This window comes from Streptomyces sp. Root1310 (genome assembly GCF_001426425.1).
In the GTDB taxonomy this organism is placed as follows: domain Bacteria; phylum Actinomycetota; class Actinomycetes; order Streptomycetales; family Streptomycetaceae; genus Streptomyces.
In genome coordinates, this window is the sequence record NZ_LMEQ01000030.1 from 538,010 (window position 1) to 563,885 (window position 25,876).

The window sequence follows — 25,876 nt, forward strand, 5'->3', positions numbered from 1 at the left end:
GCCGGGCGTGCGGCGGCGTGCCGCGGTCATGACAGTGCCGACTCGGGGCACCCGGACGGACATGAAGGCGAAGCCGGCAAGGCCCGTACTGCTTGCGACCGTGGTCCTCGCGGTCCTCCCCTTCGCCGTGTCATGCGGTGACCAGGACCACGAGGGAGCCGGTGGATCGGCCGCGGCGGGACCGCCCGCCCTCGCGCGGTCCGGGACCCACCTCGTCATCACCACCGAGAACGGGCTGGTACTGCGCCCCGCCGACGGTCGTCGTGTCACCGTGGACGATCGCGCCGACGGCGCCTGGTCGCACGACGACGACACCTGGACCCTGGACCTGTCCTGCACGGACCGGGAGGGGAAGGGGGAGTGGGAGCGGGAGCGGCGCGAGGAAGCGTGTCCCCGAACGCCCTATGTGAAGGTGCCGGACGGCGTGAGCGTCACGGTCAGTGCCCGCAACGCGGGCGTGGACGTGGCGGGACTCGCCGCGGCGCTGGACGTCACGACCGTCAACGGCGATGTGACGGTGACGAGTTCCGGGAGAAACGACGCACCGGTACGGCTTGCCACCCGCAACGGCTCGGTGCGCGCGACGGCACTCGACGCGGGCCGGCTGAACGCGGCGACCACCAACGGCGACGTGATCCTCGCGTGTGCCACCGCGCCGTCGGGTGTCACCGCCGCCACCACCAACGGATCGGTCGCCGTCACCGTTCCGCACGACGCCCCCGCGTATCTGGTCACGGCCGGTACGGACAACGGCAGGGCCACGGTGAGCGTGCCCACGAGTGACGACCGCCAAGGCCCGGCGATGACACTGACGACGGTCAACGGCGACGTCGGCGTGCGCCGCGACTGAGCCGGTCGGCCTTCGCCGATCCCTCCGTCGATCCCTTCGCCGCCCTCTGTTGGCGCGCTCACCAGCGGCGGGAACCTCTCACCGGCGGTGGGACCGTCTCACCGCCGGCTCGCGCCCGTTCCTCGACATCGGGATCGGGGGTTCCGCTGTCGCCGGATGCCGGTCATCCCGTGTATCGCGGGCGTATCGAAAACCGCATACGCCGTCGCAACGGCCCTCCCTCTCCAATGGGGGGCGTGAATCACCCCTCATCTCTGTCGACCCCGTTCCGTCGCGCGCGCAGGATCGTGCTGCTCTGCCTGGCAGTCCTCGGCATGGCGAGCGCCGTGTTCGTCCTGCGGCGGCCGCTCATGATGTCCGCTCCGATGTGCGTGGCCGGGCGGTGGCACGGCTGCTTCGACACCTTCAACGGCGTGGTGCTCATGACGCTGGTCGCGCTGCCGTTGGCCGTGCTGGTGGCGGGGGCTCTGGCGTTCCGTCGGCGCGCCGCCGGTGTCACGTCGGCGTGGCGGATGTCGCTGGCCGAGGTGGGCATGGTCCACGGGACGGTGCCGTTCCTGTGGCTGACCATGATGCCGGGCGGCGAGGCCGACACCGCCCCTGCCCGGGTGAGCCTGGTACCGCTGCGGGACCTGGTCACGATGGGGCCCCTCGGGATCGTCGGCAACCTGCTGGTCTTCGCGTCGCTGGGGTTCTTCGCCCCGATGCGGTTCGCGCCGCTGGCGTCCCTGCCGCGGATCCTGGCCCTCGGGGCGGGCTGCTCGGCCCTGGTCGAAACCGCACAGTACGTCCTGCGGCTGGACCGCGTGTCCTCCGTGGACGACGTCCTGGTCAACGCCGTCGGCGCCGTGCTGGCCGGACTGGCGTCGCGCCGCTGGTGGCGCACCGCGGCGGAAGCGCCGTCGGACCGGCCTCGCCCCGCACCGGCACCGGCAGGCTGAGCGGCGTGCCCGGTGTACACCCGTGTCCGCATACGTCGGCGATATGCGGTGCTGCTTAGGCTGCGGACATGCGCGTACTGATCGTGGAGGACGAGCCCTACCTGGCCGAGGCCGTCCGTGACGGTCTGCGGCTGGAGGCGATCGCCGCCGACATCGCGGGCGACGGCGACTCCGCCCTGGAACTGCTCAGCGTCAACTCCTACGACCTCGCGGTCCTCGACCGCGACATCCCCGGCCCCTCCGGCGACGAGGTCGCCCGCCGCATCGTCGCCTCCGGCAGCGGCATCCCGATCCTCATGCTCACCGCCGCCGACCGGATCGACGACAAGGCCTCCGGCTTCGGGCTGGGCGCCGACGACTACCTCACCAAACCGTTCGAGCTGCGGGAGCTCGTCCTGCGGCTGAGGGCGCTCGACCGCAGACGCGCGTACGCCCGGCCCCCGGTCCGCGAGCTCGCCGGCCTGCGGCTCGACCCCTTCCGCCGGGAGGTCTTCCGCGACGGACACTACGTCGCGCTCACCCGTAAGCAGTTCGCCGTCCTCGAAGTCCTCGTCGCCGCCGAGGGCGGGGTCGTCAGCGCCGAAGAGCTGCTGGAACGGGCCTGGGACGAGAACGCCGACCCCCTCACCAACGCCGTGCGCATCACCGTCTCCGCACTGCGCAAGCGGCTCGGCGAACCCTGGATCATCACCACGGTGCCCGGCGTCGGCTACCGGATCGGCACCGGTACGGACACCTTCGCCCCCGGCAGGGATTCCACCGGCGCCGGCGGGGACACCGCCGATCCCGGCAGTACGCATGCCTAGACGCCCAGGGCTCAGCGCCCGATGGAAACTCACCCTCAGCTATGCCGGGTTCCTCGCCGTCGCCGGCGCTCTCCTGCTGACCGTGGTGTGGATGTACCTGCTGCGCTACGTACCCGACAACTCCCAGGGTCTGCTCGGGGTCTCGCCCAACCGCTACCTCCTGGTGCGCACCTTCGTCCCCGCCGCGGCCGTGGCGATGGCCTTCCTGCTCGTGTTCGGCCTGCTGGGGGGATGGCTCCTCGCCGGCCGGATGCTCGCACCACTCACACAGATCAGGGACGCGGCACGGACGGCCGGGAACGGGTCCCTGTCCCACCGGATCCGCATGAAGGGCCGCCAGGACGAGTTCCGTGAACTCTCCGACGTGTTCGACTCGATGCTCGACCGACTCGAGTCCCACGTCGCCGAGCAGCGGAGGTTCGCCGCGAACGCCTCCCACGAACTGCGCACCCCGCTGGCGATCTCGCGGACTCTCCTCGACGTCGCCCGCAAGGATCCCACGCGGGACCGTGACGAACTCGTCGAACGTCTGCACGCCGTCAATACGCGGGCGATCGACCTCACCGAGGCCCTGCTGCTGCTCAGCCGCGGCGACCGCGGAAACTTCCCCCGGGAGAGCGTCGACCTCTCCCTCCTCGCCGAAGAGGCCGCCGAAACGCTGCTTCCCCTCGCCGAACAGCGCCGGATCACGCTCGAGGTCACCGGCGGGGCGGCCCCGACCGGCGGCTCCGCGGAGCTGCTGGTGCGGATGGTGACGAACCTCGTCCAGAACGCCGTCGTCCACAACCTCCCCGCCGACGGCTCGGTGACGGTGCACACCGAGGCGCACGGCGGCACGAGCGTGCTGCGGGTGCAGAACACCGGCCCACGGCTGCCACCGGAACTGGTACCGACGCTCACCGAACCCTTCCGGCGCGGAGCGGAACGCGTACGCACCGACGAGCACGCCGGTGTCGGCCTCGGCCTGGCCATCGTGCACAGCATCGTCCGCGCCCACGACGGGACCCTCGACCTCGTGCCCCTCCCCACCGGAGGTCTCCTCGTCACGGTCCGGCTCCCCGGCGCGCCGTAGGCGGCGCGGCGGACCGCTGGCGCGGTCCCCGCGTGTTCAGTCGGCCGTGGTCAGTTCGTCGAGGGCGAGCGCGGAGGCGGCGTCGCCCTGCAGCGGGCTTCTCAGCGCGGCGAGGGCGTCCCGGGCGGCGAGCAGCGTCCGACGGGCCTCCGGATGACGCAGCGCGCTGAGGACGCGGCCCAGGTCGAGGCGGGCCGGCTCGGCCCAGGCGGGCATCTGTGCGGACTCGAAGTGTGCCAGGGCACGACGGAGCGGAGGTTCGGCCTCGGGCCAGCGGCCCATGGCCGCCAGGTCGTTGCCGATCTGCTGGTGGGCGACGGCGTGGTACATCGTGATCAGCCCTTCGGGCATGCCCGGGATTCCGCTGCCGGAGATGTCCGCGCAGCGGCGGTGGATGTCCAGGGCCTCGCCCGTCCGGCCCGCCTGGCGCAGGTGGGCGCCGAGAGTGTTCAGAACGGTGAGCTCGGCCAGCCGGGCCTGCGGGGAGGACTGCGCGCCGAGACAGCGGGCGGCCTCGCGCAGGCGCGCGTGCGCTTCCTCCGCCCGGCCCATCCGGTGCAGGGCCCCGGCGCCGTAGCCGAGCGCCCAGCCCACCTGGAGCTCGTCCTGGCTGTCACGGGCCGCGACGAGCGCGGCGTCGGCGGTCGTCAGGGCGGCGTGCGGGTCGTGGAGGCAGAGGTTGTAGGCCCAGGCGAGGTAGTTGAGGTGCACCGCCTCCTCCCGTGTGTCGCCCAGGGCGCGAGCCGCGTCGGCCGAGCGCCGGAACACCTCCGCCCACAGTTCCCAGTGCTGGTTGAGGTCCGAGAACCAGTGCATCGCCTCCGCCGTGTCCAGGACCTGCCGGTGATGGCCGCAGTCGTGGGCACGGCGCAGTGCGGCGAGCCACTGGTGGCGTTCGTTCTCCAGCCAGGCCCGGGCCTCCTCCCGGTCGAGGGGCGCTCCGGTGGGATCGGGGTCGCCGTGCGGCGCGTCCTGGTGATGTTCGACGTCGAAGCGGAGGGCGGCGGCGGTGGCCCGGCGCAGCATCCACCGGGCCGCCCGGTCCAGGGCCGCGTCGCGCTCCCGCGGCTCGTCCTCGGCTTCCGTCTGCTCGGCGGCGTACAGCTTGAGCAGGTCGTGGAACCGGTAGCGCTCGGCGGCGGGGTCGCTCTGCAGCAGCCCGGCGTCGGTCAACTCCTCGGCGCAGGCGGCCGCGTCGGCGTACGGCAGGTCGGCCAGGAGGGCGACGGTCTCGGGGCTGAAGTCGGGACCGGCGGCGAGCGAGGCGCGTCGCAGGAACGTTTGTGCCGCCGGGGGCAGTTGCCGGTACGACAGGGCGAAGGCGGCACGGATCCGCAGGTTACCGGCCTGGAGACCGTCCAGCCGACGGCCCTCGGCGGCGAGCCGGGCGACAAGCTTGTCGAGACGCTCGTGCGGTCTGCTGTGGAGCCGCTGACCGGCGATCCGGACGGCCAGGGGCAGGTGTCCGCACAGGTCGGCCAGGTCACGGGCGGCCTGGGTCTCCGCCTGGACGCGTTCCGGGCCGATGATGCGGGTCAGGAACTGGACCGCTTCCTCGCGCCGCAGGAGGGACAGATCGGTGCGGTGCACCGACTCCAGGCCCGCGAGGGAGTTCCGGCTGGTGACGATCGTCAGCGACGGGCCGTCGCCGGGCAGCAGGGGACGGATCTGGGCTTCGTCGGCCGCGTTGTCCAGCAGCAGAAGGACGCGCCGGTCGCCGACCATCGACCGCCACAGCCCGGACCGGTCGTCCGTGTCGGCCGGGATGGCGGCGGGGGAGACTCCGAGCGCCCGCAGCAACCGGGCGAGTGCGTCGCGCGGTGTGGTCGGCTCGGGATCCATGCCGTGCAGGTCGAGGGCGTACTGCCCGTCCGGGAAGCGCGGTGCGAGCCGATGCGCGGCGCGTACCGCGAACGCGGTCTTGCCCAGGCCCGGCTGGCCCGTGACCACGTTCACCACCGCACGGCCGGGGTCGGCGTGTTCCGCCAGGTCCTCGAGACGGGCGAGGGCCGGCCCGCGGGCCGTGAAGTCGTGGAGGTCGCGCGGCAACGCCAGGGCGGTGTGCGCGGCCGGTGCGGGGGCCTTCCGCGGACGGCCCAGGGCGGCGGCCCGCTCCAGTCGCCCGGCGGCGGCTTCGTCCAGTCCGAGCGCCTCGGCCAGGGCCTGCACGGTGCGGCGCTGCGGTCCACGGGTCCGCCCGCGTTCCATGTCCGCCAAGGCGCGCACACTCACGCCACCGGCATGGGCCAGTGCCTCCTGGCTGAGTCCGGCGTGCGTGCGCAGTGCGCGCACCTGCTGCCCGAAGTCCCCCGTGGCGGGTGCGCCACTCCACACAGTCGATGTCCCCGATCACCGGACCCGTCCGGATGCGGGCCCCGGCAGAAGTATGGCCGATGGCAGTTCTGCCGGTGAAACCGCCTGGGCCGCCGGCCCCGGGAGTGATCGACTGGTGGCAGGCGAGGGGCTGACCTCCTCTCGTCCGTGAGGTCCGCTGTCGCGCGGACCACCGACCGTCAAACGGGGAATCTCTGATGAACAGCATCGATGGGCCGCCCTTCGCCGTATCCAGGCGGAGCGTTCTGGCGGCGGGGGCGTTGACCGCCGCGGCCGTCGTCCACCAGTCCGTGCGGGCGCCCGCGGCTTCGGCCGCCGCCAAGCCGGCCATCTTCTACTCGCCGCACCAGGACGACGACGCGATCGGCCTGGCCGGGTCGATCCTCGAGCACAAGGCGGCGGGGCGGCCCGTCTATCTGGTGCTGGTCAGCGACGGCAGGAACCCTGATCTGGCCCGCCTCATGAACACCGACCCGTGCCCGCTGACCACCTGGGCCGATCCGCATCCGTGTGCCGCCGGGGGCAGCCACCGCCTCTCCTGGCCCACCGACGGCGTCAACAGAATCGTCGCCGCCCGGACCGCCGAGTTCATGGCCTCCGCGAAGGCGCTCGGCGTGGACAAGGTCATCAACTTCAAGATCGCGGACGACGGCTTCTCCGGCACCGCGGCCTACGACCGGCTCGTGGACCGGATCACGGCGAAGGTGGAAGCCCTCGCGGAGCGGTATCCGGGTGCGTCGCACAAGTTCTCCGCGGGCTGGCTGGAGCTCACCGAGACGCACAAGGCGTGCAGCGACGTGGCCTACCGGCTGATGAACGACGGCACGCTCTCGGACGTGCGGTTCCACCACGTCTACGCCTACGCGCGTCCGCGTGCCCGGCGCGCGGACGGCGCCGCGTACGTGCTGGACATCCCCGGCTCCCACATGAGGACCAAGCGCAACGCGATGTACGCCTACAACACCTGGGACCCCGGCCGGAACCTGTACGCCCTCGGCTACCACAGCGTCCCCGAGTTGCTGGAGGCCGCGCACGACGACCCCCGCGAGTTCGTCCACACCCTCCCGTCCGACTACCGCCCGGGCAAGGGCAACTGACGACGGCGCGACCACCGCGCCCGGACATCGCCCACACATCACCCGGAAATCGGCCGACGGCAGCCCGCCGCGGCCCCGCACCACTCACAGGGAACCCTCTTCATGAACGCACCGCGTCACCGCTCCATCCTGCTCGCCACCGCGAGCGCGGCCGTCCTCGCGCTGTCCCTCACCGGGTGCCAGGACGGCTCGGATGCCGACTCCGCCACGCAGACCGCCTCCGCCACGGCCGAAGCGGCCAAGGGACAGGCGACCGGCACCACCGCCCCGGCCGGCTCGGCCGCATCGAACGGTTCCACCGCCGGGGGATCCACGGGCACGGCTGGGGGAGGCGACTCCGACACTGCCTCCGCCACGACCCCGGTCTGCGCCGCCGGAGACGTCGGCATCACCGCCGCCACCCAGGACGGCCCGCCCTACACCCACCTCGTCCTGACGGCGAAGAACACCTCCGGCCACTCCTGCCGGCTGACGGGCTTTCCGCACATCCAGTTCCTGGAGAGCCACAAGGAGGACGTCCCGGCCGTGGCCAAGAGCAAGCCGGGCACTCCGGTCGTCCTCGGGGCGGGCGAACCGGCCTACGCGCTGGTGAAGCTGTCGGACGGCGGTACCGACGAGGAGAACGAACCCGTCTCGGCGTTCTCCGTCATGCTCGACGGCGACTCGACCGTCATCGCCGTCACCGCGCCCGGCAGCGGCGGTGTCGCCGTCGACCCCGCCAAGGCACTCACCGGCTACTGGACACCCGAACTCCGCAACGGCGCGGACGACTTCTGACGGTTCCGCACCCCTACGGGGTCAGACCCCGCCGGACGGCACGCCGGGCCGGTCGGGGACTTTCCCCGCCGGATGCGGGGACGGCGCTGTTCCTCCGTCCCCGCAGGTCGGCGGTGGTCAGGCAGCCGCGGTGAAGGTGTACCGCCCGGCCGGCAGGTGGTAGCTCGCCGGGCCCGTCGGGACGGCCTGGGCCGGGGCGACGACCGATTCCGGCAGTGGGGTGGGCACGGTGACGGTGGCGAAGGTGTTGACGGGGACGGTGACATGAAGCCTCAGCCGGCCGCCGGAGACCGACCAGCCGCTTGACGCGCTGCCGTATGGAGTGGCGTACGTGCTGACGGCGGAGGTCAGGCCGCCGCCGGGCCGCGGGGCGATGCGAAGAGAGGCGTAGCCGGGGCTCGACGGGCCGAGTCCGCCGACCTGGCGGTAGAGGAAGTCGCCGACCGAGCCGAGACCGTAGTGGTTGAAGGAGTTCATGCCCGGGTCGTTGAACGAGCCGTCGGTACGGATGCCGTCCCAGCGTTCCCAGATCGTGGTGGCGCCCTGGTCGATCATGTAGCCCCAGCCGGGGAAGCCGCGCTGCAGCAGTATCCGGTAGGCGGTTTCGAGATGGCCGTGGTCGGCCAGCACGGGCAGCAGGTTCTCCACGCCGAGGAAGCCGACGCTGAGGTGTCCGTCCGTCGCCGCGACCTTGGCGGCGAGCTTGTCCGCGGCCGGCCGGACCAGGGAGGAGGGCAGCAACTCGAAGGCCAGCGCCAGCACATAACCCGTCTGGGTGTTGCCCCGGACGGTGCCGTCGTCCGTGACGAAACGGGCCCGGAAGGCCGCTGCCACCTGGTCGGCGAGCTGTCCGTAGGCGGTCGCCTCCGCGCCGCGGCCGGTCGCGGCCGCCATACGCGACACCAGACGTGCCGACCAGGCGAAGTAGGCCGTGCAGATGAGGTCCTGAGCCGTGTTGTCGTCGACGTTCAGCCAGTCGCCGAAGGTCTGCTGATTGCGTATCAGGTCGCTGCCGGAGGTCGCGCGCAGATAGTCGACCCACTTGGCCATGGCCGTGAAGTGCTTGTCGACGACGGTGAGGTCGCCGAAGCGCTGCCACAGCGTGTACGGAATGATCGTTCCCGCGTCGCCCCAGCCGGCGGTGCCGGAACCGGCGATGACCGCGGGCGCGACGTCGGTGAAGGCGCCGTTTGCCTGCTGGGCGTCGGTCAGGTCGTCGACGAACTTGGTCAGGAGGGCGTGCGTGTCCAGATTGAAGGCGGAGGTCGCGCAGAAGGCGGCGATGTCGCCCGTCCAGCCCAGGCGTTCGTCCCGCTGCGGGCAGTCGGTCGGGATCGAGAGCATGTTGCCGCGCTCACCCCACACGATGTTGTGCTGCAGCTTGTTGATCAGCGCGTCGGAGGTGCTGAAGGTGCCCGGCTGCCCGGCGTCGGTCCATACCGCGCGGCCGATGACGGTGGAGTCGCCGGGCCGGAAACCGGCAGGCAGCCCGGTGAGTTCGACGTAACGGTAGCCGTGGACGGTGAACCGGGGCTCGTACGTCTCGACGCGCCCGGTGCCGGCGAGGGTGAAACAGTCGGTGGCCTGGGCGGCGCGCAGGTTCGTGGTGTAGAGCGTGCCGTCGGGGTTGAGGACCTCCCCGTGCCGGACGGTGACCGTGGTGCCGGCGTCGCCGCGGACCGCGATGCGGTTCCAGCCGGTGAAGTTCTGCCCCAAGTCGAAGATCCACACCCCCGGCCGTGGCTCCGCGATCGACACGGAGCGGAACTCGTGCTGGACGGTGACACCGTTGTCGACCTGGGCCACCAGTGGGGGAGTGGGCCCCTCGTGGACGGCGACGGCCACCCAGTCGCCGTCGTCGAAGCCGGCCGAGTCCCAGCCCTCGACGTGCAGACGCGCGTCGTACGTTTCGCCGTGGTAGAGATCGTCCGCGATGATCGCGCCTGTGCCGGTCTTCCAGCTGCCGTCCGTCGTCACCAGCTGCCGGGATCCGTCGGTGAAGGTGATGAGCAGCTGCGCCGCGTAGAACGGCCGAGTGCCGTACCGCTGGTTGCCGGCGAAACCCAGACTGCCGGAGAACCAGCCGTTGCCGAGCCATGCGCCGAGCGCGTTCGCTCCCGGCCGGATGTGCGCGGTGACGTCGAACACCTTGTACTGCACGCGCTTGGTGTAGTCGGTCCACCCGGGGGCCAGCACGTCGTCGCCGACCTTCGCACCGTTGAGCCGGGTCTCGTGCAGACCGAGCGCGGTGGTCAGCAGCCGGGCCGAGGCGACTCGCCCCCGCACGGTGAAGCTCTTGCGCAGGAGCGGGGCCGGCCCGACGACCCGGACGCCGGATCCCCATGGGCCGCCACCGTACGAGGCGACGGCGCGTGCCGCGGGCCAGCCCCCGTCGTCGTACGCGGGGTCTTCCCATCCCGAGGGCGCGTCCTGGTGCGCCTTCCACGATCCGTCCGTCACCACGGCCGGGCCGCCGGGCACCACGAGTTTGGCGATGACCCCGGCCGGGGACTGGCTGGTGTTCCGGCTCGCGACCGCGATCGTGTTGTCACCGCTCCGGAGGTGCGCGGTGACGTCGACCAGCGCAGCGCTCTTCCACGAGTCGGTCACTCGTCTCGAGGTGCTCACCGGGGTCCCGTTGACCCAGACATCCGCGGTGTCGTCCCCGGTGACGATCAGGGTCGCGACGGCGGGGACGTCGGTCAAGCCGAAGGTGCGCCGGAAGAAGCGGGTGGCGGCGGGCACCCCGGCCGCCGGATCGCCCTCCGGGTACCAGATCCAGGCGGCCCCCGACAGATCAGGGCCCGGCGGCCGCCCGATGAACGCGGCGGACCACTCGTCCGCGGGCGCCAGCAATCCGGTCTCGAACCACTGCGGCTTGCTCCACGCGCTCGCCCGGCCCTGGACGTCCCAGACACGCGTCCGCCAGAAGTAGCGGGTCAGGCTCTTCAGGGGCTTGCCCGCGTAGGCGATGTCGATCTGCCGGTCGGACGCGACCCGGCCGCTGTCCCACAGGTCGCCGGAACCCCTGGCCGTGGACGAGACCTGGATCCGGTAGCCGCCCTGGCGCTGCTGCCGCTCCGTCGAGTCGAGAACCCAGCCGAAGCGCGGGTGTGCCGCGTCCACGCCCAGCGGGCTCGCGCGACGCTCCACGGTGCAGGCGGCCACGCTCAGCGGTGACGGCGCGGCGAGATCGGGGGCGGCGACCTGGGCGTACCAGGGTGCCGTTCCGTAGGCGCCGAGATCCCGGGCGGCCGGCCAGCCTTCGGCACCGGAGCCGGGCTGTTCCCATCCCGAGGACACGGCCTTGCCCGCGACCCAGCGCCCGTCGCTGACGACATCGGTCGTACCACCGGTGGTCACGACGCGCAGCCGTGCGATGACCCCGGCCGAGCCGCCCTGGTTCCGGCCGGCCAGCGCGATGGTGTTGCTCCCCGTGGTCACGGCCGTCCGCAGATCGACGTACAGGGCGTCACGCCAGGAACGGGCGACTCTGGGCGAGCCGGCCAGAGGCTTCCCGTTGAGCCACACGTCGACGGCGTCGTCACCGGTGACGACGAGCTGCGCGTCGGTCACCTCGCCCTCCGCGACGGTGAAAGCGGTACGGAAGTAGCGGTGGCCGGCGGGGGCGTCGGATCCGGGAGTCCCTTCCGGGTACCAGATCCAATGGGCCCCGGACAGCTCCACGGGCTCGGCGCGCGCTGTCCCGGTGGCCGCGTGTGCGCGGCCGGCGAGCGGGCCGACGGCTCCCGTCGCGAGGGCACCCGCGGCCAGCGCGGACGCGGTGCCGAGGAAGTGGCGCCGACTGAAAGGGGGTTGTTCGGGGTGGGCGGACGAGTCGGGGGTGGGGGGAGTGGTCTGGCTTGCCAACGGAGTACTCCTTCACGCGGGTCAGGCGTTGCAGGACGGCCGGGCTGAGCGGTGGGCTCGGACGGCGGCTCCCGGTCGGGGCGCGCCTGTGGCGGGTGGACGACGGCCGGTTCGACGGCAGCACGCAGCGAGCGTCGGCGGTGTTTGAATCGTTTCAAACTGCCAAGGCGATGGAAAACTATGAGAGTTGACGAGTGACGTCAAGGGATCTGCCGCGTCGTTCGCTCGCGGTCGGACCCTTGCCGGGTGGCGGCGCGTCGTGACTTCCGTGGGGCGCGGGCGGCAGAGACGGAGCGGATACCGGGCAGACCCTGCAGCGGTTGAGCAGACCCCCAAGAGGGCGGGCGGGCCGGACGCCTGTTGGGGGCTGTGGCGCGAGCGTCGCGGACCGGGCGGCATGCAGCCGGCGCACGCAGGGGGGGGCAGCGTACGAAAACGCGATGTGCGACTACGCCCACTCCGCCGACCACGTCCAGCGTATGTCCGCGTTCGTCGGCCGGAAGGTGATCAGCCACGTGTCCCTGCCCGAACAGTCACGGCACTGCGCGGGCGGTGCCGGAGGATACCGCTCCGAGCTGACCGCCCCCGCACACCGAACCGGCCACTTTCATGACCCGCCTCGGCGGTACGGCGGCAGACGGGGCCGCCGTCGGGCGCCGCCTCACCGCCCCAGTGCCGCACCCCCGTTGATGTGCAGCAGTTGCCCCGTCATGTACGCCGCCTCGGGTGAGGCCAGGTAGTGGACGGCGGCGGCGATCTCCGACGGCAGGCCCGCGCGGCCCGTCAGGGACTGGGCGACCCGGGAGGCGACGAAGTCCGGGGTGGCGCGGTCCCCGAAGAACTCGGTGTCGGCCACGAATCCGGGGGCGACCGCGTTCGCCGTGATGCCTTCGGGGCCGAGCCGCCGGGCGAGGTCGTACGTGTAGGTGTTGATCCAGCCCTTCGAACCGCCGTAGGAGCCGGGGCCCCGCAGGGAGGCGATCGAGGAAAGCTGGATGATGCGGCCCCCCGGGCGGCGCATGTGGGGGAGCAGAGCCTCCGTGAGGAGGACTGCGGTCAGGACGTTGGCGTCGAAGTTACGGCGGTAGCTGTCGGCGATCGCGGCGAGCGAGCCGTCGTGCGAAGGCGCGACATTGCCACCGGCGTTGGCGACCAGTACCCCGACAGGTGTCTCGTCCGCGGCGATGAACTCGACTGCCTCGCCCACCTGTTCGGGGTCCGAGAGGTCGACCGCGTACCAGCCGGCCGTCGCCTCGCCGTGGGCGTCGTTCAACTCCTCGGCGGCTTTGCGCAGCACGTCCTCGCGCCTGCCGAGCAGGACGACGCGGTCCCCGTCGGCGGCGAACTTCCGCGCGGTCGCCAGTCCGATGCCGGTACCGCCCCCTGACACCACGACACGGCGCTGCATCATGACCGCCCTTTCCGCCTCGACATCGTCTTCGGATGTGAATCAAAGTCACGTCCGTGTACGGCATGCGCGACGCTACGGAGTGCATGACGACTCGTCAAGTGGTGGCGCTTCGGGCAGTGGTGCCCGGCCTCCGGCGGACCGATATATCGCTCCGTCCCCGGGGGACCGATATGTCGCTCGGTCCCCCGGGTGGCGGGCTCCGCGGAGCGAACGGGCGGCGTGCCGGTGGTGAACGGCCGTGCATGAATTCGAGTTTGCGCGCCCCCTGTGCACCGGCTTTTCCAAGATCGCGGGCTGCTATCTTCCATGATCGTGATCAATGCCGACATTCCATCCCCAGACAGTGCACAGCCGGACTTCATGCCACGAGCCCCTCGTACGACCGCAGTTCGGCCCGTCCTCCATCGGCCGCGGGAGGAGGCCGACCGTGCGCGCCTCCTCGACCTGCTCGCTTCGGGTGACGTACGCGAGGTGCACGACCTCATCGACGACCAGCTCGTCGAACTGGTGCGCTGCCTCCGGCCCGGAGATCCCTTGACCGACGGACAGCTGGCCGCCGCGATCGATGAACTGTGCGCAGGCGTCGACCGGCGGTACTTCGGTACCTGGGTCTGGTACCCCTGGTCGGGACGGCTGGTGCATGTGCTTCCGGAGCGGGAGTTCCGGCGTGTGCGCACCGACCGGAACCGCGACAAGATCACCAGCGCCGAGCAGGAGCGGCTGCTCGGCCGCCGCATCGGCGTGATCGGTCTGTCCGTGGGCAACAGCGCGGCGCTCACCTGCGTCATGGAAGGCGTAGGCGGATCGTTCCGCCTCGCGGACTTCGACAGGCTCGGGCTGAGCAACCTGAACCGACTGCGCGCCGGCGTCCACGATCTGGGGGTCCCCAAGACGGTTCTGTGCGCTCGTCAGATGTACGAGATCGACCCCTACCTCGACGTCGAACTGTGGAGTGAGGGAATCACCGAGGAGAGTGTCGACGCCTTCTTCGGGGATGCCGACCATCCTCTCGACCTGCTGATCGAGGAGTGCGACACCCCTTGGGTCAAGGTCGCCGTGCGTGAGCAGGCCCGCGCCCGTCGTGTGCCCGTCCTCATGGATGCCAACGACCGGGGGCTGCTGGACGTCGAGCGCTTCGACGAAGAGCCGGACCGGCCCCTCTTCCACGGCCGCGGTGGAGACCTGACCGCGCGGGACGTACGCCGTCTCGACCCGGCGGGCGCCATGGCGTACCTGCTCCGGGTCTGCGACGAGAGTCGCCTCAGCCCCGCCATGACCGATGCGCTCGGCCGGATCGGCCGCACCCTGTCCAGCTGGCCGCAGTTGGCCAGTGGCGTGATGCTCGGGGGCGCCCTGGTCACCGACACCGCACGCCGCATCCTGCTGGACCGCCCGGTGGCGTCGGGCCGCTACTACGTCGACCTCGAAGAGCTGATCGGTGCCGTCCCGGCCCTGGTCGGCATGGGAGCCGTTTCGTGACCCACCTGCCCGAACTCCACGGCGAACACCTGTGGCTGCGGGAGATGCGAGCCACCGACCTGGCTCCGTTCGAACGCATCCACACGCACCGCCTGCTGACCCGTTTCCTCGGCGTCGACCGGATGGACACCCGGCAGGCCCAGCAGGCCTTCGCCCGATGCCTCTCCCAGCCCTATGTGCAGCCGCGTCGCCAGCACACCATGGCCGTGTGCGCGCCGGGCGAGGACGCCATGGTCGGCACCATGGGACTGCTGGTGGAGGAGTACGGGCGCAACGCCATGCTGACCAGCCTGGTGCTGCTGCCGGGCGCCCCGGTCAGCGGCCACGGCCACGAGGCGGGCCGCCTCCTCATGGCGTACGGCTTCGGCCGCCTCGGCCTGCACCGCATCTGGGCAGGGCACCGGGCGGACCACTCCCGGATGCGCGACGTGATGCTCGCGGCGGGTCTGCACCCCGAGGCCACTCTTCGCCAACTCTTCAACACCCAGGGTGTCTGGCACGACGTCGCCACCTACGCGGCTGTGGCCCCGGAATGGATTCCGCAGGCCAGCGCCGCCGAACGGCACATCCTCGACGGAGACGCACTGCTCCCCGCCTGATGACCGCCGACGAAGCACAGCACGGCCCACGCGGCCGGACGGCCTCCCGGGCTTCGTGCCGACCGGGCGGGACCCGGCGTGCCTCTTCCGCCACGCGCCCTGACAGGAGGGGCGCCGGATCGAGCAGGCCGACGAGGGCCAGGAGGACACGGGGAACAGGGAGGACGAGGGGGACGAGAGGGGCGAGGGGGACGAGAGGGGCGAGGGGGACGAGAGGGGCGAGGAGGACGAGAGGGCGAGGGGGACGAGAGGGCGAGGGGGACGAGAGGGCCGAGGGGGACGAGAGGGGCGAGGAGGCCAGGTAGGCCGGGGCAGCCTCCGGCCGCGTGAGTGGCTCGCGCAGTCGGAGGGCTCGGCCGCCCCGGCCGGAACGAGGCCCCGGCCCACGCTGCCGCGCACGGATGGCGGCCGTCGCCGCATTGTGCGGGAATGAGGAGGTATGGGCAGGGAAACCCGCGCGGGATGTTCGGCCGCGGACACCGACAGGACGGTCGGCGGTGGAGGGCAACGCGGAGGACAAGGCGGAGGGTCGGTGGCTGGTCGGTGGCATGGAGGGAACGAGGGCGCATGCGCGGCACTCCCCGGGGCGGTCGGCGCCACGGCCTGCTCGACACGCCGCTGAACGGGCGGGTCGCGGTCGTCACCGGTGCCGCTCGTGGGGTCGGCGAAGCCCTCGCGCGACGCCTCTCCAGCGCCGGGATGCTCGTGGCGCTGGTCGGGCGCGAGGAGGAATCGCTCCGCCGGGCGGCCGCCTCCCTGCCCCACCGGAGTGTCTGCGTCGAAGCGGACGTCACCGATGGCGCAGCCCTGGACCGGGCGGCCGAGCAGGTCACCGGAGAGCTGGGCCCGGCGAGCGTGGTCGTGGCCAATGCCGGCATCGCCACCGGTGGCCCTTTCGTCCACACCCCGGCCGAACTCTGGCAGCGGGTCGTCGACGTCAACCTCATCGGATCCGCCAACACCGCCCGGTCGTTCCTGCCCCAGCTCGGCGACACCCGCGGCTACTTCCTGCAGATCGCCTCCACGGCCGCATTCGGCTCCGCCCCGATGATGAGCGCCTACTGTGCTTCCAAAGCCGGTGCGGAGTCGTTCGCGCTGGCTCTGCGCGGCGAGGTGGAACCCGACGGCATCACCGTCGGAATCGCCTACCTTCACTGGACCGGCACCGACATGGTCACCGGCATCAGCGACCACCCCGTCCTGCAGGCCCTGCGCCGCAATCAGCCCCGCTTCGCCCAGCGCGTACACACGTCCGCCCAGGTGGCCGACTGGCTGGCCAACGGCATCACCCACCGCGCCCGTCAGATCTACGCACCCCCGTGGCTGCGCTGGTGCCAGCCGCTGAGGCCCGCCTTCCCGGCGATCGTCACCCACCTCGCGCGGCGTGAGCTGCGCCGGCTGTCGCCGACGGAGCTGGCCGGTGACGTCGGAGTCCTGGGCGCCGGCGGCCGCGCCGACTGGGACGCCCACCGGGCATCCACCCGCCCGCCTCCGTTCGAGTAGTCACTTCACCGGTCGGCTTGACGACCCCCCATCCGCGATGTTTTTTCGCGAGCGGAAGTGCAGCGACCGGCTCGGGGCTCTCCTGCATGGCGTCGGCGTGGCCGGTGGGGATCGTGGACCTGCCGCCGGGATCGTCTCGGAGTCGGGTGCGGAGTTCGGCGAACGGCGCTTGCCGATCCGCGCCGTCTGCGCACTTCAGGGCCGTCTGCGCACTTCAGGCCTGGTCTTGCCCGCGCCGCCTGACGAACCATCTGCCCGCCAGCGCCAAGACGGCCAGCGTCGCTGCCGCCGGCGGCCAGTGGTGCCAGTGCCAGAGCGGGTTCTGCCACCGCCACAGCGGCGCGGGCGCGGCGTCGACGGGGATCGTGGCGCGGTCGTTGCCGGGTACCAGGTCGTTCGGACCGTACACGGTGATGGAGCCCTCGGCGCCGGGGATCCGCTTGTCGATGCGGATGTGGAAGCCGATGGTGGTCGAGGATCCGGCCTGCGGCGAGGAGTCGCACAGGAAGAAGTAGTTGTCCTCGTCCTGTGGGGTCCGGCAGGCGTATCTCCGATCGTCGTCGTCCCCTTCCCAGGGAATGGACGTGACGGTGGTTCCGGGCGGCGGTACGACCGCGAAGGATCCGATTTCACCGTCTGCGGCACCGGGGCCCAGGTTCGTCACACCGAGCCGGACCACGACGGTGTCCCCCACCCTGCCCTTCACCGTTTCGGCGATGGGTGCGTAGTCGGCAGGCGTCGACCGGGACACACCGGAGGTGCGGGCGGTGCCGACCCGTGCCGAGTCGGCGCCGTGGACCGGGGTGGTCGCCGACACGCGGGTGATATCGGGCCGTTGAGGCCGTCGACCCGCGTGGACGGTGAGCAGTGGTCGGTCAGTCTCGCTCCGGGCGCCGTTCCTGACGGGCACCGTGGACGGATCGGCCCGCGAGGTGGTGCGAACCTCCACCGACCGCTGGGGTTGTCCCCACACCGGCCCTGCCGCCGTCCCGAGCGCGACCAGGAACACGAGGGCAGCGCCGAGTGGGCGTCTGGCGGCATGTTCGGCCATGCGGTCGAGTCTCTCGGGTCGCAACCCTTTCGCACATCCCTCCATGGTCGGTGTGCCCTCCTGAGACGCTTGTCGCGTGCGCACCTGAGAGTTTCCCGGTCCAAGCATGACCAGGGGAGTCAAGAGGGCCATAGCCGGACCGGGGCCGGGCCAGAGCCGCCGGCTCCGACACGGATCTCACGCCGAGAGCCCACGGGCGAAAGCCATACCCGGACGACATACGCGCAGTTCCTTCCGCCCAAGCCGAGTCAGGCAACCGGCGTCCGCTCACCTCTGGCCTTGGCGCACAGATACGGACGCGCGAGTAGCAGGCCGGTGCCGGTCATGGCGATGCCCAAACAGACCGGCGCTAGGTGGACGAAGTCGGTGTAGTGGATCGCGCCGTGCACGACGACAGCAGGCAGGAAGCCGGCGGTCGCCGCCGCGGCCAGGGTCCAGAAGACCCAGGCCTCACCCCGCCGCCAGCCCCACGCGCTGAGCAAAGTGATGGCCGCTGCGGCGGACATCAGGGCACCGCCGAACCCCGCCCGGTCGTGGGCGATGAACGGCACGAGCCGGGGGTTCACGGTGTCCAGCGTCTGCGCGTCGGCGCCCAGGAACGTCAGGTCGGTCGGCACGAAGACACCGGTCAGACCGACCACCGAGATCACCGCTCCACCGACGAACAGCCCCACTCCCGTGACGATCAGCAACAACTGGCCGGCCAGCGCGCGTCGCCGCTCCGGCTCCGGACCTTCGGGCACCGGGCGCCACCGCGGTGTGTGCGGGGTCCGACGCACTGCGGCTACGAACATCGGAAACAGTACGAGGGCGGTGGCCGTGTGCAGGGGTTCCACGAAGCCGGTGGCCAGGAAGTAGAACAAGGTGGGGAAGCCGATCGTCCCCGAGAGCAGATACACCTCGCGGGCCCATGGCCAGCCGCGTCGGATCCCTCCCAGGGCGAGGCCGGTGTACAGGGCGCCGATCGCCACCATCGTGCCGGCCATGGTGATCCGGTCGTGCTGGAGGAAGTGCACGAGGTGGTGGTTGGCACCCCGCAGATCGTCCAGCGTCATGCCGAGGTAGTCGCGGTCGTACCAGAGCAGCACCGGTCCGAGCGTGATCGCCGCGGCGCCGAGTCCGGCGCCCGTCATGCCGAGCCCGACGAGGAGCGCCCACCACCAGACCGGCCATCGGCGAGGATCCCATCCGACGTCCGGCAGCCCGGGAGCGGGCGCGGTGGGCGTGGCTGCCTCGGTGACCCGCTGGAACCAGCCGGGTCCGGCCGCGACGAGCACGCCGGGCCGGGCGAGCACGACGGCGCCCGGCTCTTTGAGCGCTGCGGCCGCGGCGGTGACCGACGGGTCGGACACATGGATCACGCGCGGGTCGTCCCTGCTGGTGAACCCGTCGACATGAGGCTTCAGGGCGGCCTCGGCCTCCGCGTCGCAGGCGCCGAGCACCAGCGGGACCGAGCGGCTGGCAGCGGCCTCGCGTACCGTCTCGGCGTCGGCCGCGGAGACGGGCGCCACCTCGACGACACCAGCTCCGAGCGGGGGCAGAGCGCGTATCGCTTCGCGGGCGAGCGCGGGCGGGACGGATATGCCGAGGCGGACGGCCACGGGCACGCCGGCGATCTCGCCGGCGAGGCCCTCGGGCGGATGGCGGCGCGCGAATCCCCGGGCAATCATCCGTGCCCCGCCGGGACGCGAGCCGATCGTGGCCAGCAGCCGCAGTGCGGCTCGCTGCGAACGGCGCCGTCCGAGAAGGCCGGCGGCCAGGCCGCGCAGCGGGTGATACGTCCAGTCCGGCATCAGGGGCTCTCGCTCTTCGTCGTCGTCACCGGGTCACCGGGTCACCGGGCGAGGTCCGGCCGAGCACCGGCGTCATGGCAGCAGCGTCGTCCGCGTCGGTGCCGGTCGGGCGGCCGGGTCGCGCGGCAGCACAGCGGGCGGCGATGCGGGGCGATGGCCATCGCGAGCCTGCCGATGCCGCCGCCGACGACGACGGTCGCGGCGCGCTGCGGCATGGTTCCTCGCTCCGGGTTCGGGGGGCGCCGCCCCGGTCAAGTGGCCGTCGGTCCGGTGCCCGAGCGGCGCACGACGCGGCGCAGGCCCGGCCGAGCAGCGCCTCATAGCAACATGCCGACAGGTGCCTGTCAATGCGCTGATCCGCGGCTCGGCACATGCAGCTCCAGCTGTGGGAACGAGCGGCGGCTGCACCGACCGTGGCGAGGTCACGTCCGCTGCGCACGCTGAGCGCGGAGGTGTCCGGTTCTCGCCGGTCCGCGGTAAATGCCTGGACTGAGGACCTCACCGAACGGGACACTTCCGACTTCCGAACCACCGGGAGTGTGATGGGGACCACAGACACGCAAGGGTCGACGCCGGGCAGGAGCGCGGTCGTTCTGGCACTGCGCCGCTACGGCCGGGAACTGCTGCGACTACGACGGCTGGCCCTGCCGGCGCTGCTGCTGCCCGCCGTGGGCAACATCGGCACCCGCTACGTCGCGCCCCTGCTGATCGCCAAACTGGCAGGCCAGGCCGCCGACGACGACGGTCTCACCCTCGGCTCGGCACTGCCGTACGTAGTGGGATTCGGTGTGACGCTGCTGCTCGCCGAGGCCGTGTGGCGGGTGGGGCAGCACTGCCTGAACCGCGTGGACGCCCTCGGCATGGAACACCTGTACGTCAGCGGTATGGAGGAACTTCTCGCCAAGGACGCGGCATTCTTCCATGACAACTTCGCCGGTTCGCTGACCAAACGGGTGCTGAGCTTCGGCAAGCGCTTCGAGGACTTCGTGGACACGGTGACGTACCGGATCGTGGGCAGTCTCGTCCCCCTGGTCTTCGGTGCCGTGGTGCTGTGGAGCTATGAACCGATGCTCGTCGCGGGCCTTCTTGTGATGATCGCGCTGACGGTGCTCGCGGCGACCCCCCTGATCCGTCGTCGGCAGAGGCTCGTCAACGACCGTGAGGCGGCGTTCGCCCGGGTCTCAGGTCACGTCGCCGACAGCCTCATGAACATGGAGACCATCCGGGCGTTCGCCGCGGAGCGGCGGGAGGCCGACGAGCACCGCAGCCGTGTCGCGGATTCCCGGCGCCTGACGCTGCGGTCGTGGGACTACGGCAACCTGCGCGTCGACACCCTGATCGCCCCCATGTCCGTACTGACCAACGTGCTGGGCCTGTTGGTCGCGATCGCCTTCGGGGGCCCGGGCCAGGGAGTGGAGGAGGTCGTCGTCGCTTTCACCTACTACTCCAACGCCACCCAGATCATGTTCGAGTTCAACCAGATCTATCGGCGTCTGGAAAGCTCGATGACCGAGGCCGCGCAGTTCACGGAGCTGCTGCTGGATCCGCCCACCGTGCTCGACGCGACGGAACCCGAACCGCTCGCGCCGCGCGACACGGGCATCCGCTTCGAGACGGTGACCTTCGCCCACGCGGGCGCGAAGCCGATTTTCCGGGCACTCGACCTCGACGTGCCCGCAGGCGCACGGATCGGTCTGGTCGGCAGGTCCGGCGGAGGCAAGACCACACTCACCCGGCTTCTGTTGCGCATGTCGGACATCGACGGCGGACGCATCCTGATCGGTGGTCAGGACATCAGCGGGTTGCGCCAGAGCGATCTGCGCTCACTCATCGCCTACGTCCCGCAGGAACCCGCCATGTTCCACCGCAGCCTGCGGGACAACATCGCTTTCGCCCGGCCCGGCGCCACCGACGAGGAGATCCACGCGGCGGCGGCGGCCGCGCACGTCACGGAGTTCGTCGACCAACTCCCCGACGGCTTCGGCACTCTGGTGGGGGAGCGGGGAGTGAAACTCTCGGGCGGTCAGCGTCAGCGCGTCGCCCTCGCGAGGGCCATCCTGCGCGACGCCCCGATCCTGCTGCTCGACGAGGCCACCAGCGCGCTGGACTCGGAGAGCGAACTCCTCGTCCAGGACGCACTGTGGCGGTTGATGGACGGACGTACGGCCCTCGTGGTCGCCCACCGTCTGAGTACCGTCGCCGGCATGGACCGGCTCGTCGTCCTCGACCGCGGAAGCGTCGTCGAGCAGGGCACTCACGAGGAGCTGCTCACATCGAACGGTGCCTACGCCAAGCTGTGGCAGCACCAGTCGGGCGGCTTCCTCGGAGAGAGCACCGAGTCGGTCCCCGGATGCGCGATCGCAGGAGCCGGTTCCGGCGGGCTGCCCGGACCGGCAGACCCGACGCCGGACGAGGACCGCAGGACGTCGTCGCACACTCGTACGAGCACCGGTTCCACGTGACCGATCCGCTCACGGAACATCCTCACCCGCCGGTGCCCTGACGCTGATACGTCTGTCGCGACGCGCCCAACCGTGAAGTGCCAGGGACGGCAGGAGGGGTCGGGGGAAGGTTGCGTCGATCGCGTCGCCCCCGGGCGCTACGCGGTCACTGCTGGCGGCGAGCTTCTGCGCTGCGGTGGCGAGGGGGGACCCGTACGCGGCAGCCGCGTACGGCCCAACCGGCACCAGTCTGGGTGGGGTGGCCCCAGCCTCCTCCGGGAGGCGCCGCCCCGCCCTTCCGGCCGCTCCCGCCCCTGGGAAGGGTGCGTCAGTCGGCTGCGGCGTCCGCGGCCTCCCAGCGCAGCAGGTCGCCCGGCTGGCATTCGAGCACCTCGCAGAGCGCGGCCAGTGTCGCGAAGCGCACCGCCTTGGCCCGGCCGTTCTTGAGTACCGCCAGATTGGCGGGAGTGATCCCTACGCGGTCCGCGAGTTCGCCCACGGACATCTTCCGCCTGGCCAGCATCACGTCGATGTCGACGGCGATCGGCATCAGATCACCTCGTCCAACTCGGCCTGCATCTGCGCCGCTTCGACGTCACGTGCGACGGCCTGGGCGAGCAGCATCCGCAGCACGAGCACGATGAGCGCGACGCCCAGGATGGCCAGGCCGACCCCGCCCATGATGACGGTGACGCCCGGGTCGTCCCGCTGGCCCGGGGCATTGACGGCCGTGACCGCGAACCACACGAGGGCAGCCGCCACGATCGCGCCGATCACGCCGTCCACGTACCGGAAGGCGGCGTGGGAGAACACGGTTCCGCGTCGCACCATGGTCACCAGCCGCCATACGCAGACCAGGGCGACCTGGGCCGACACCATGCCCAGGATCGTGATCACACGCAGCGCGGTCAGTGGGAGCGACCCGTCCTCCGGATCGTTCCCGCTGACCAAGGTCCACACCATCAACGCCTGTACGAACACGGTGCCGACGAGCACCACCAGGAGTACGGCGCGCAGCGCACGCACGGCCAGCTTTCCCATGATCCACCCTTCCATCGAATCGCGATGGGAATCTATCGAGAATCGATAGGCCAAGCAAGGGTTGGGGTGGAGGATGGGTGGCGCGGATCGGCGTGAGCCCCGCGTCCGGGATGACGGTCGCTCCCCCTGTCGGCCGCGGATCCCGTCACACCTTCCCGCCGAAGAAGACCTGCACCTCCTGGATGAGGCCGTCGCGGACAGTGATCGCCTCCATGTTGCGGTGCCTGTCGCCCGTCGTGATCACGTACTCGTAATGGACGAAGACCAGCTCCTCGTCCGCGGGGACGACGTGGAGCAGGCGCTGCTCCGTCATCCGATCGGCCGTGGGGAAACACCGCTCGAAGAACGCCGCCTTGTCGATGTGATCGTCCTGCGGGCTGGTGAACGAGAACCCGTCGGCGTAGAGAGCGAAGGCGGCGTCGCGGTCCTGCGACCTGTAGTGCCGAAACGCCGCTTCGACGACGGCTGCCGGACTGTTGGTCATGCGGTCTCCTCGGTCGGAGGGCTGGCCCTGTTTCGCCACCGTATATCCGCGTTTCGCGTCCCTGCGGTGGCGACATCGGCGCAGAAACCGGTCCCGGCCCAGGCCGCCGCCCCCGACCGCCCCGCCGGTGCCCCCGACCTTCAGGTCACGAGGTTCAGGCCGCCCGCCGATGTCGGTGACGGCCTGCCGGGATAAGTGCGCCGACCGGGTGAGAGGCGCTTTCGGCGGGACGATGTCCCGGAGGAGGCACGAGCGCGGGCGGTCCGCGAACCCGTCTCCACCGGAGTCCCGCCGCGGGACAGACGCGTGGGATCAACGACAGCTGTTCGACTTGACTCCGGCCGGCCGGTGGCCGCGAGGCCGGTCCAGGGGCGGCAACCGGTCCAGGGGGGGCGATCGGCCCAAGGACGGCAACCGCCCCTGGGGGATGACGGGTTCGCCGTGGGCACGCTCAGGTGCGGGGGAGCTTCGACAGACTGCCCCACAGGGTCGACGGTGTCTCGAAGGTCTCCATGACCAGCATCTCGTCCGGCAGTTCCACCGAGAACCTGTCCTCCAGCTCCGCCACCAGGCCCAGCAACGTCAGCGAATCCAGGCCCAGTTCCGTCAGACTCGCGTGAGCGTCGACGGGTGTCTTCTCGTCGAGGAAGGGCAGTGACTGCCGCAGCACGGATTCGAAGTCGCTGTAGGAAAGGTCGTTCACGGGCTGCTCCTCGATGCTGTGGGGCCTGCGGGCGGCGACTGTGCCCCCGTACCGGCCAGGGTAGTCCGTACGCGATCAAGGAGGGGAGCCGTTTTCTGAAACAATCTGTTCATGTTTGGCCAATGATTTCCCCGAGCAGGTATTCCGGTGTGACAAGTCATCAGGGGAATGAATTATTCTATGACGTATCCACACTTCTGAAATCGGTCGACGACACATTCGATCCGGAACGGATCGCGCCCGATGCGCATTTACTTTCCCTCACTTTGGGATCCCTGCAGCTACTGGAGTTCCTGAACCGGTTGGAGGAGCGGTTCTTGATCTCCATTCCCGATGAGGATCTCGTCGTCGACCGCTTTTCCACCCTGGAGAAAATCGTCGCCTATGTCGCCTCGCGGCAGGCGGAAGCCGGGGACGGAGGGTGAGCACGGAGCAGCACGCCGCCTGGTCCCGGGTCCTACGGAATGCGGGGCCGGACGAGGTGCGCGACCCGCGGGCCACGGTGCGCGCGGTGGCCCAGGTCGTCCGGCGCGCGCGGGGCGGCGGACGCCTCGACGACCTCGTCCGTGGCCCGATGACGGTCAACTCCGGGCTGTGGGTGCTCTCACGGCTGTGCCGGGACGGAGCGGCACGCGTCGACCCCGACGGCACGGTGCGGCCCACCACCGGGACCCCGACCGCCCGCGACGACGGTGCGCCGGGGTTGGTCGACCTCACGCTCGCCGACGGACTCGTCGACTGGGATGTCCTGGCCGAGGTCCTGACCCGGCGCACCTACGCACCGGACCCGGAGCTGCACCAGAGCTTCGACACCTTCGCCTCGCTGCGGCGACGGCTCGCGGTCATGGACTACTACGACGACCTCGACGGCCGGACGGTGCTGCAGCTCGGAGACGACGAGATGTTCGGCGTGGCCATCGGCCTGGTGGACGGCGTACGGCACGTGCATGTCGCGGACACCGACGAGCGGGTGCTCAGGTCGATCGGGGACGAGGCGGACCGCCTTGCTCTGGCCCTCACCACGCACGTCGTCGACGTACGGCGGGACCGGCCGGAACTCCCCGGCGTGGACACGTTCTTCGTGAGCGGGCTGAAGGATCCCGGTGGTCTCTTCCTGTTCGTGGCGACCGCCGTCTCTACCGTGTCGGGAGCGGGTGCAGTCGGCTATGTCAGTTTTGATCTCGACGTGTACCGGGCCGGCGGCGGTTCCGGCCAGGGCGGGGAGCCGGCGCAGCGGGAGGTGCTGCGGATGTTCGACCGGCTCGACTGCACCGTCACCGCTCTCCTGCCCGGCGACGACGGGCTGTTGGAGGACTCTGTCCTGGCGGACCTGGGCGAGGCCACCCTGGGCGCGGCGCGACACGCCGCCTCCCCGACAGAGCTCGGGGCACAGCTGCGGCGACTGCTCGCCCGGCGGCCTGCCGGTGCCGACCTGTTGCTCTACCAACCCGGATTTCCGCACGCGCAGCTCAGGCCCATCTCGCTCGCCCGTGTCGAGACCGGCCCGGCGAGCAGACGGCTGGCGAGCCGCTACCTCGGGTTCCTGCAGAGCGCGGTGCCGACCGCGGGCGGCGGCCGAGAGCCGGTCTCGGGATCCCGAGAGGCAGCGCCACGAAGCCGGTGA

The 25,876-nt window shown here is 71.2% G+C and carries 22 protein-coding genes; 12 read left to right on the forward strand and 10 right to left on the reverse strand.

The window, feature by feature from the left end; genetic code table 11:
* Positions 1-61 precede the first annotated feature (61 nt).
* The 4 genes from ASD48_RS29615 (at position 62) to ASD48_RS29630 (ending at position 3,669) form a co-directional block, all read left to right on the forward strand.
* Positions 62-850: a DUF4097 family beta strand repeat-containing protein gene (locus ASD48_RS29615; protein WP_057604809.1), complete on the forward strand. Its 789-nt coding sequence runs from the start codon at positions 62-64 to the stop codon at positions 848-850.
* A gap of 236 nt (positions 851-1,086) precedes the next feature.
* Positions 1,087-1,791 (forward strand): VanZ family protein, encoded by a 705-nt coding sequence (locus ASD48_RS29620; RefSeq protein WP_199876013.1) that lies wholly within the window; start codon positions 1,087-1,089, stop codon positions 1,789-1,791.
* A 68-nt stretch (positions 1,792-1,859) separates the two neighbouring features.
* Positions 1,860-2,597, forward strand: coding sequence for a response regulator transcription factor (locus ASD48_RS29625; protein WP_057604811.1), 738 nt, complete (start codon positions 1,860-1,862; stop codon positions 2,595-2,597).
* The gene (locus ASD48_RS29630; protein ID WP_057604812.1) at positions 2,590-3,669 is read left to right on the forward strand and encodes a HAMP domain-containing sensor histidine kinase; all 1,080 of its coding nucleotides are present in this window, start codon (positions 2,590-2,592) and stop codon (positions 3,667-3,669) included. Before ASD48_RS29625 ends, ASD48_RS29630 begins: the two co-directional genes overlap by 8 nt.
* Positions 3,670-3,705: 36 nt before the next feature.
* On the opposite strand, the gene ASD48_RS29635 is transcribed toward ASD48_RS29630, so the two are convergent.
* The gene (locus tag ASD48_RS29635) at positions 3,706-6,003 is read right to left on the reverse strand and encodes a helix-turn-helix domain-containing protein (protein ID WP_079074041.1); all 2,298 of its coding nucleotides are present in this window, start codon (positions 6,001-6,003) and stop codon (positions 3,706-3,708) included.
* 197 nt (positions 6,004-6,200) lie between these two features.
* On the opposite strand from ASD48_RS29635, the gene ASD48_RS29640 reads away from it, so the two are divergent.
* Positions 6,201-7,100 carry a PIG-L family deacetylase gene (locus ASD48_RS29640; protein WP_079074042.1) on the forward strand — a complete coding sequence of 300 codons (900 nt, stop codon included), beginning with the start codon at positions 6,201-6,203 and terminating at the stop codon, positions 7,098-7,100.
* A 102-nt stretch (positions 7,101-7,202) separates the two neighbouring features.
* Positions 7,203-7,877 carry a DUF4232 domain-containing protein gene (locus tag ASD48_RS29645; protein WP_057604814.1) on the forward strand — a complete coding sequence of 225 codons (675 nt, stop codon included), beginning with the start codon at positions 7,203-7,205 and terminating at the stop codon, positions 7,875-7,877.
* A gap of 117 nt (positions 7,878-7,994) precedes the next feature.
* Here ASD48_RS29645 and ASD48_RS29650 read toward each other — a convergent pair whose 3' ends face one another.
* Together ASD48_RS29650 and ASD48_RS29655 are read right to left on the reverse strand one after the other, a co-directional pair.
* The gene (locus ASD48_RS29650) at positions 7,995-11,747 is read right to left on the reverse strand and encodes a family 78 glycoside hydrolase catalytic domain (RefSeq protein ID WP_057604815.1); all 3,753 of its coding nucleotides are present in this window, start codon (positions 11,745-11,747) and stop codon (positions 7,995-7,997) included.
* 661 nt (positions 11,748-12,408) lie between these two features.
* On the reverse strand, positions 12,409-13,155 hold the full coding sequence (locus ASD48_RS29655) for an SDR family oxidoreductase (protein WP_057605048.1): 747 nt from the start codon (positions 13,153-13,155) through the stop codon (positions 12,409-12,411).
* A 363-nt stretch (positions 13,156-13,518) separates the two neighbouring features.
* On the opposite strand from ASD48_RS29655, the gene ASD48_RS29660 reads away from it, so the two are divergent.
* The 3 genes from ASD48_RS29660 (at position 13,519) to ASD48_RS29670 (ending at position 16,739) form a co-directional block, all read left to right on the forward strand.
* Positions 13,519-14,637, forward strand: a complete 1,119-nt coding sequence (locus ASD48_RS29660) for a ThiF family adenylyltransferase (protein WP_079074044.1) — start codon at positions 13,519-13,521, stop codon at positions 14,635-14,637.
* Positions 14,634-15,236, forward strand: coding sequence for a GNAT family protein (locus tag ASD48_RS29665; RefSeq protein WP_079074045.1), 603 nt, complete (start codon positions 14,634-14,636; stop codon positions 15,234-15,236). The genes ASD48_RS29660 and ASD48_RS29665 overlap by 4 nt, the downstream gene beginning before the upstream one ends.
* A 567-nt stretch (positions 15,237-15,803) precedes the next feature.
* Positions 15,804-16,739, forward strand: coding sequence for an SDR family oxidoreductase (locus tag ASD48_RS29670; RefSeq protein ID WP_057604816.1), 936 nt, complete (start codon positions 15,804-15,806; stop codon positions 16,737-16,739).
* Between the two features lie 214 nt (positions 16,740-16,953).
* On the opposite strand, the gene ASD48_RS29675 is transcribed toward ASD48_RS29670, so the two are convergent.
* The 3 genes from ASD48_RS29675 to ASD48_RS44475 form a co-directional block, all read right to left on the reverse strand.
* Positions 16,954-17,556, reverse strand: a complete 603-nt coding sequence (locus ASD48_RS29675) for a hypothetical protein (RefSeq protein WP_057604817.1) — start codon at positions 17,554-17,556, stop codon at positions 16,954-16,956.
* A 482-nt stretch (positions 17,557-18,038) separates the two neighbouring features.
* Positions 18,039-19,583, reverse strand: coding sequence for a hypothetical protein (locus ASD48_RS29680; protein WP_057604818.1), 1,545 nt, complete (start codon positions 19,581-19,583; stop codon positions 18,039-18,041).
* 41 nt (positions 19,584-19,624) lie between these two features.
* A complete protein-coding gene (locus ASD48_RS44475) occupies positions 19,625-19,798 on the reverse strand; it encodes a hypothetical protein (RefSeq protein ID WP_157880725.1) in 174 nt (57 codons plus the stop codon).
* 327 nt (positions 19,799-20,125) lie between these two features.
* Here ASD48_RS44475 and ASD48_RS29685 point away from each other — a divergent pair, with 327 nt between their 5' ends.
* Positions 20,126-22,045 (forward strand): ABC transporter ATP-binding protein, encoded by a 1,920-nt coding sequence (locus tag ASD48_RS29685; protein WP_057604819.1) that lies wholly within the window; start codon positions 20,126-20,128, stop codon positions 22,043-22,045.
* A 307-nt stretch (positions 22,046-22,352) separates the two neighbouring features.
* On the opposite strand, the gene ASD48_RS29690 is transcribed toward ASD48_RS29685, so the two are convergent.
* The 4 genes from ASD48_RS29690 to ASD48_RS29705 all read right to left on the reverse strand — a co-directional run bounded on the left by ASD48_RS29690 (position 22,353) and on the right by ASD48_RS29705 (position 24,252).
* Complete coding sequence (locus ASD48_RS29690; RefSeq protein WP_057604820.1) at positions 22,353-22,574, reverse strand: helix-turn-helix transcriptional regulator; 222 nt, start codon at positions 22,572-22,574, stop codon at positions 22,353-22,355.
* Entirely contained in the window at positions 22,574-23,065 is a 492-nt protein-coding gene (locus ASD48_RS29695) for a DUF2975 domain-containing protein (RefSeq protein WP_057604821.1), read from the reverse strand. Before ASD48_RS29695 ends, ASD48_RS29690 begins: the two co-directional genes overlap by 1 nt.
* A gap of 145 nt (positions 23,066-23,210) precedes the next feature.
* Complete coding sequence (locus ASD48_RS29700; protein ID WP_057604822.1) at positions 23,211-23,549, reverse strand: nuclear transport factor 2 family protein; 339 nt, start codon at positions 23,547-23,549, stop codon at positions 23,211-23,213.
* Between the two features lie 451 nt (positions 23,550-24,000).
* Positions 24,001-24,252: an acyl carrier protein gene (locus tag ASD48_RS29705; RefSeq protein ID WP_057604823.1), complete on the reverse strand. Its 252-nt coding sequence runs from the start codon at positions 24,250-24,252 to the stop codon at positions 24,001-24,003.
* 149 nt (positions 24,253-24,401) lie between these two features.
* Between ASD48_RS29705 and ASD48_RS42600 the strand changes: the two genes are divergently transcribed.
* Together ASD48_RS42600 and ASD48_RS29710 are read left to right on the forward strand one after the other, a co-directional pair.
* Entirely contained in the window at positions 24,402-24,677 is a 276-nt protein-coding gene (locus tag ASD48_RS42600; protein WP_157880726.1) for an acyl carrier protein, read from the forward strand.
* Positions 24,674-25,876 (forward strand): bis-aminopropyl spermidine synthase family protein, encoded by a 1,203-nt coding sequence (locus tag ASD48_RS29710; RefSeq protein WP_057604824.1) that lies wholly within the window; start codon positions 24,674-24,676, stop codon positions 25,874-25,876. Before ASD48_RS42600 ends, ASD48_RS29710 begins: the two co-directional genes overlap by 4 nt.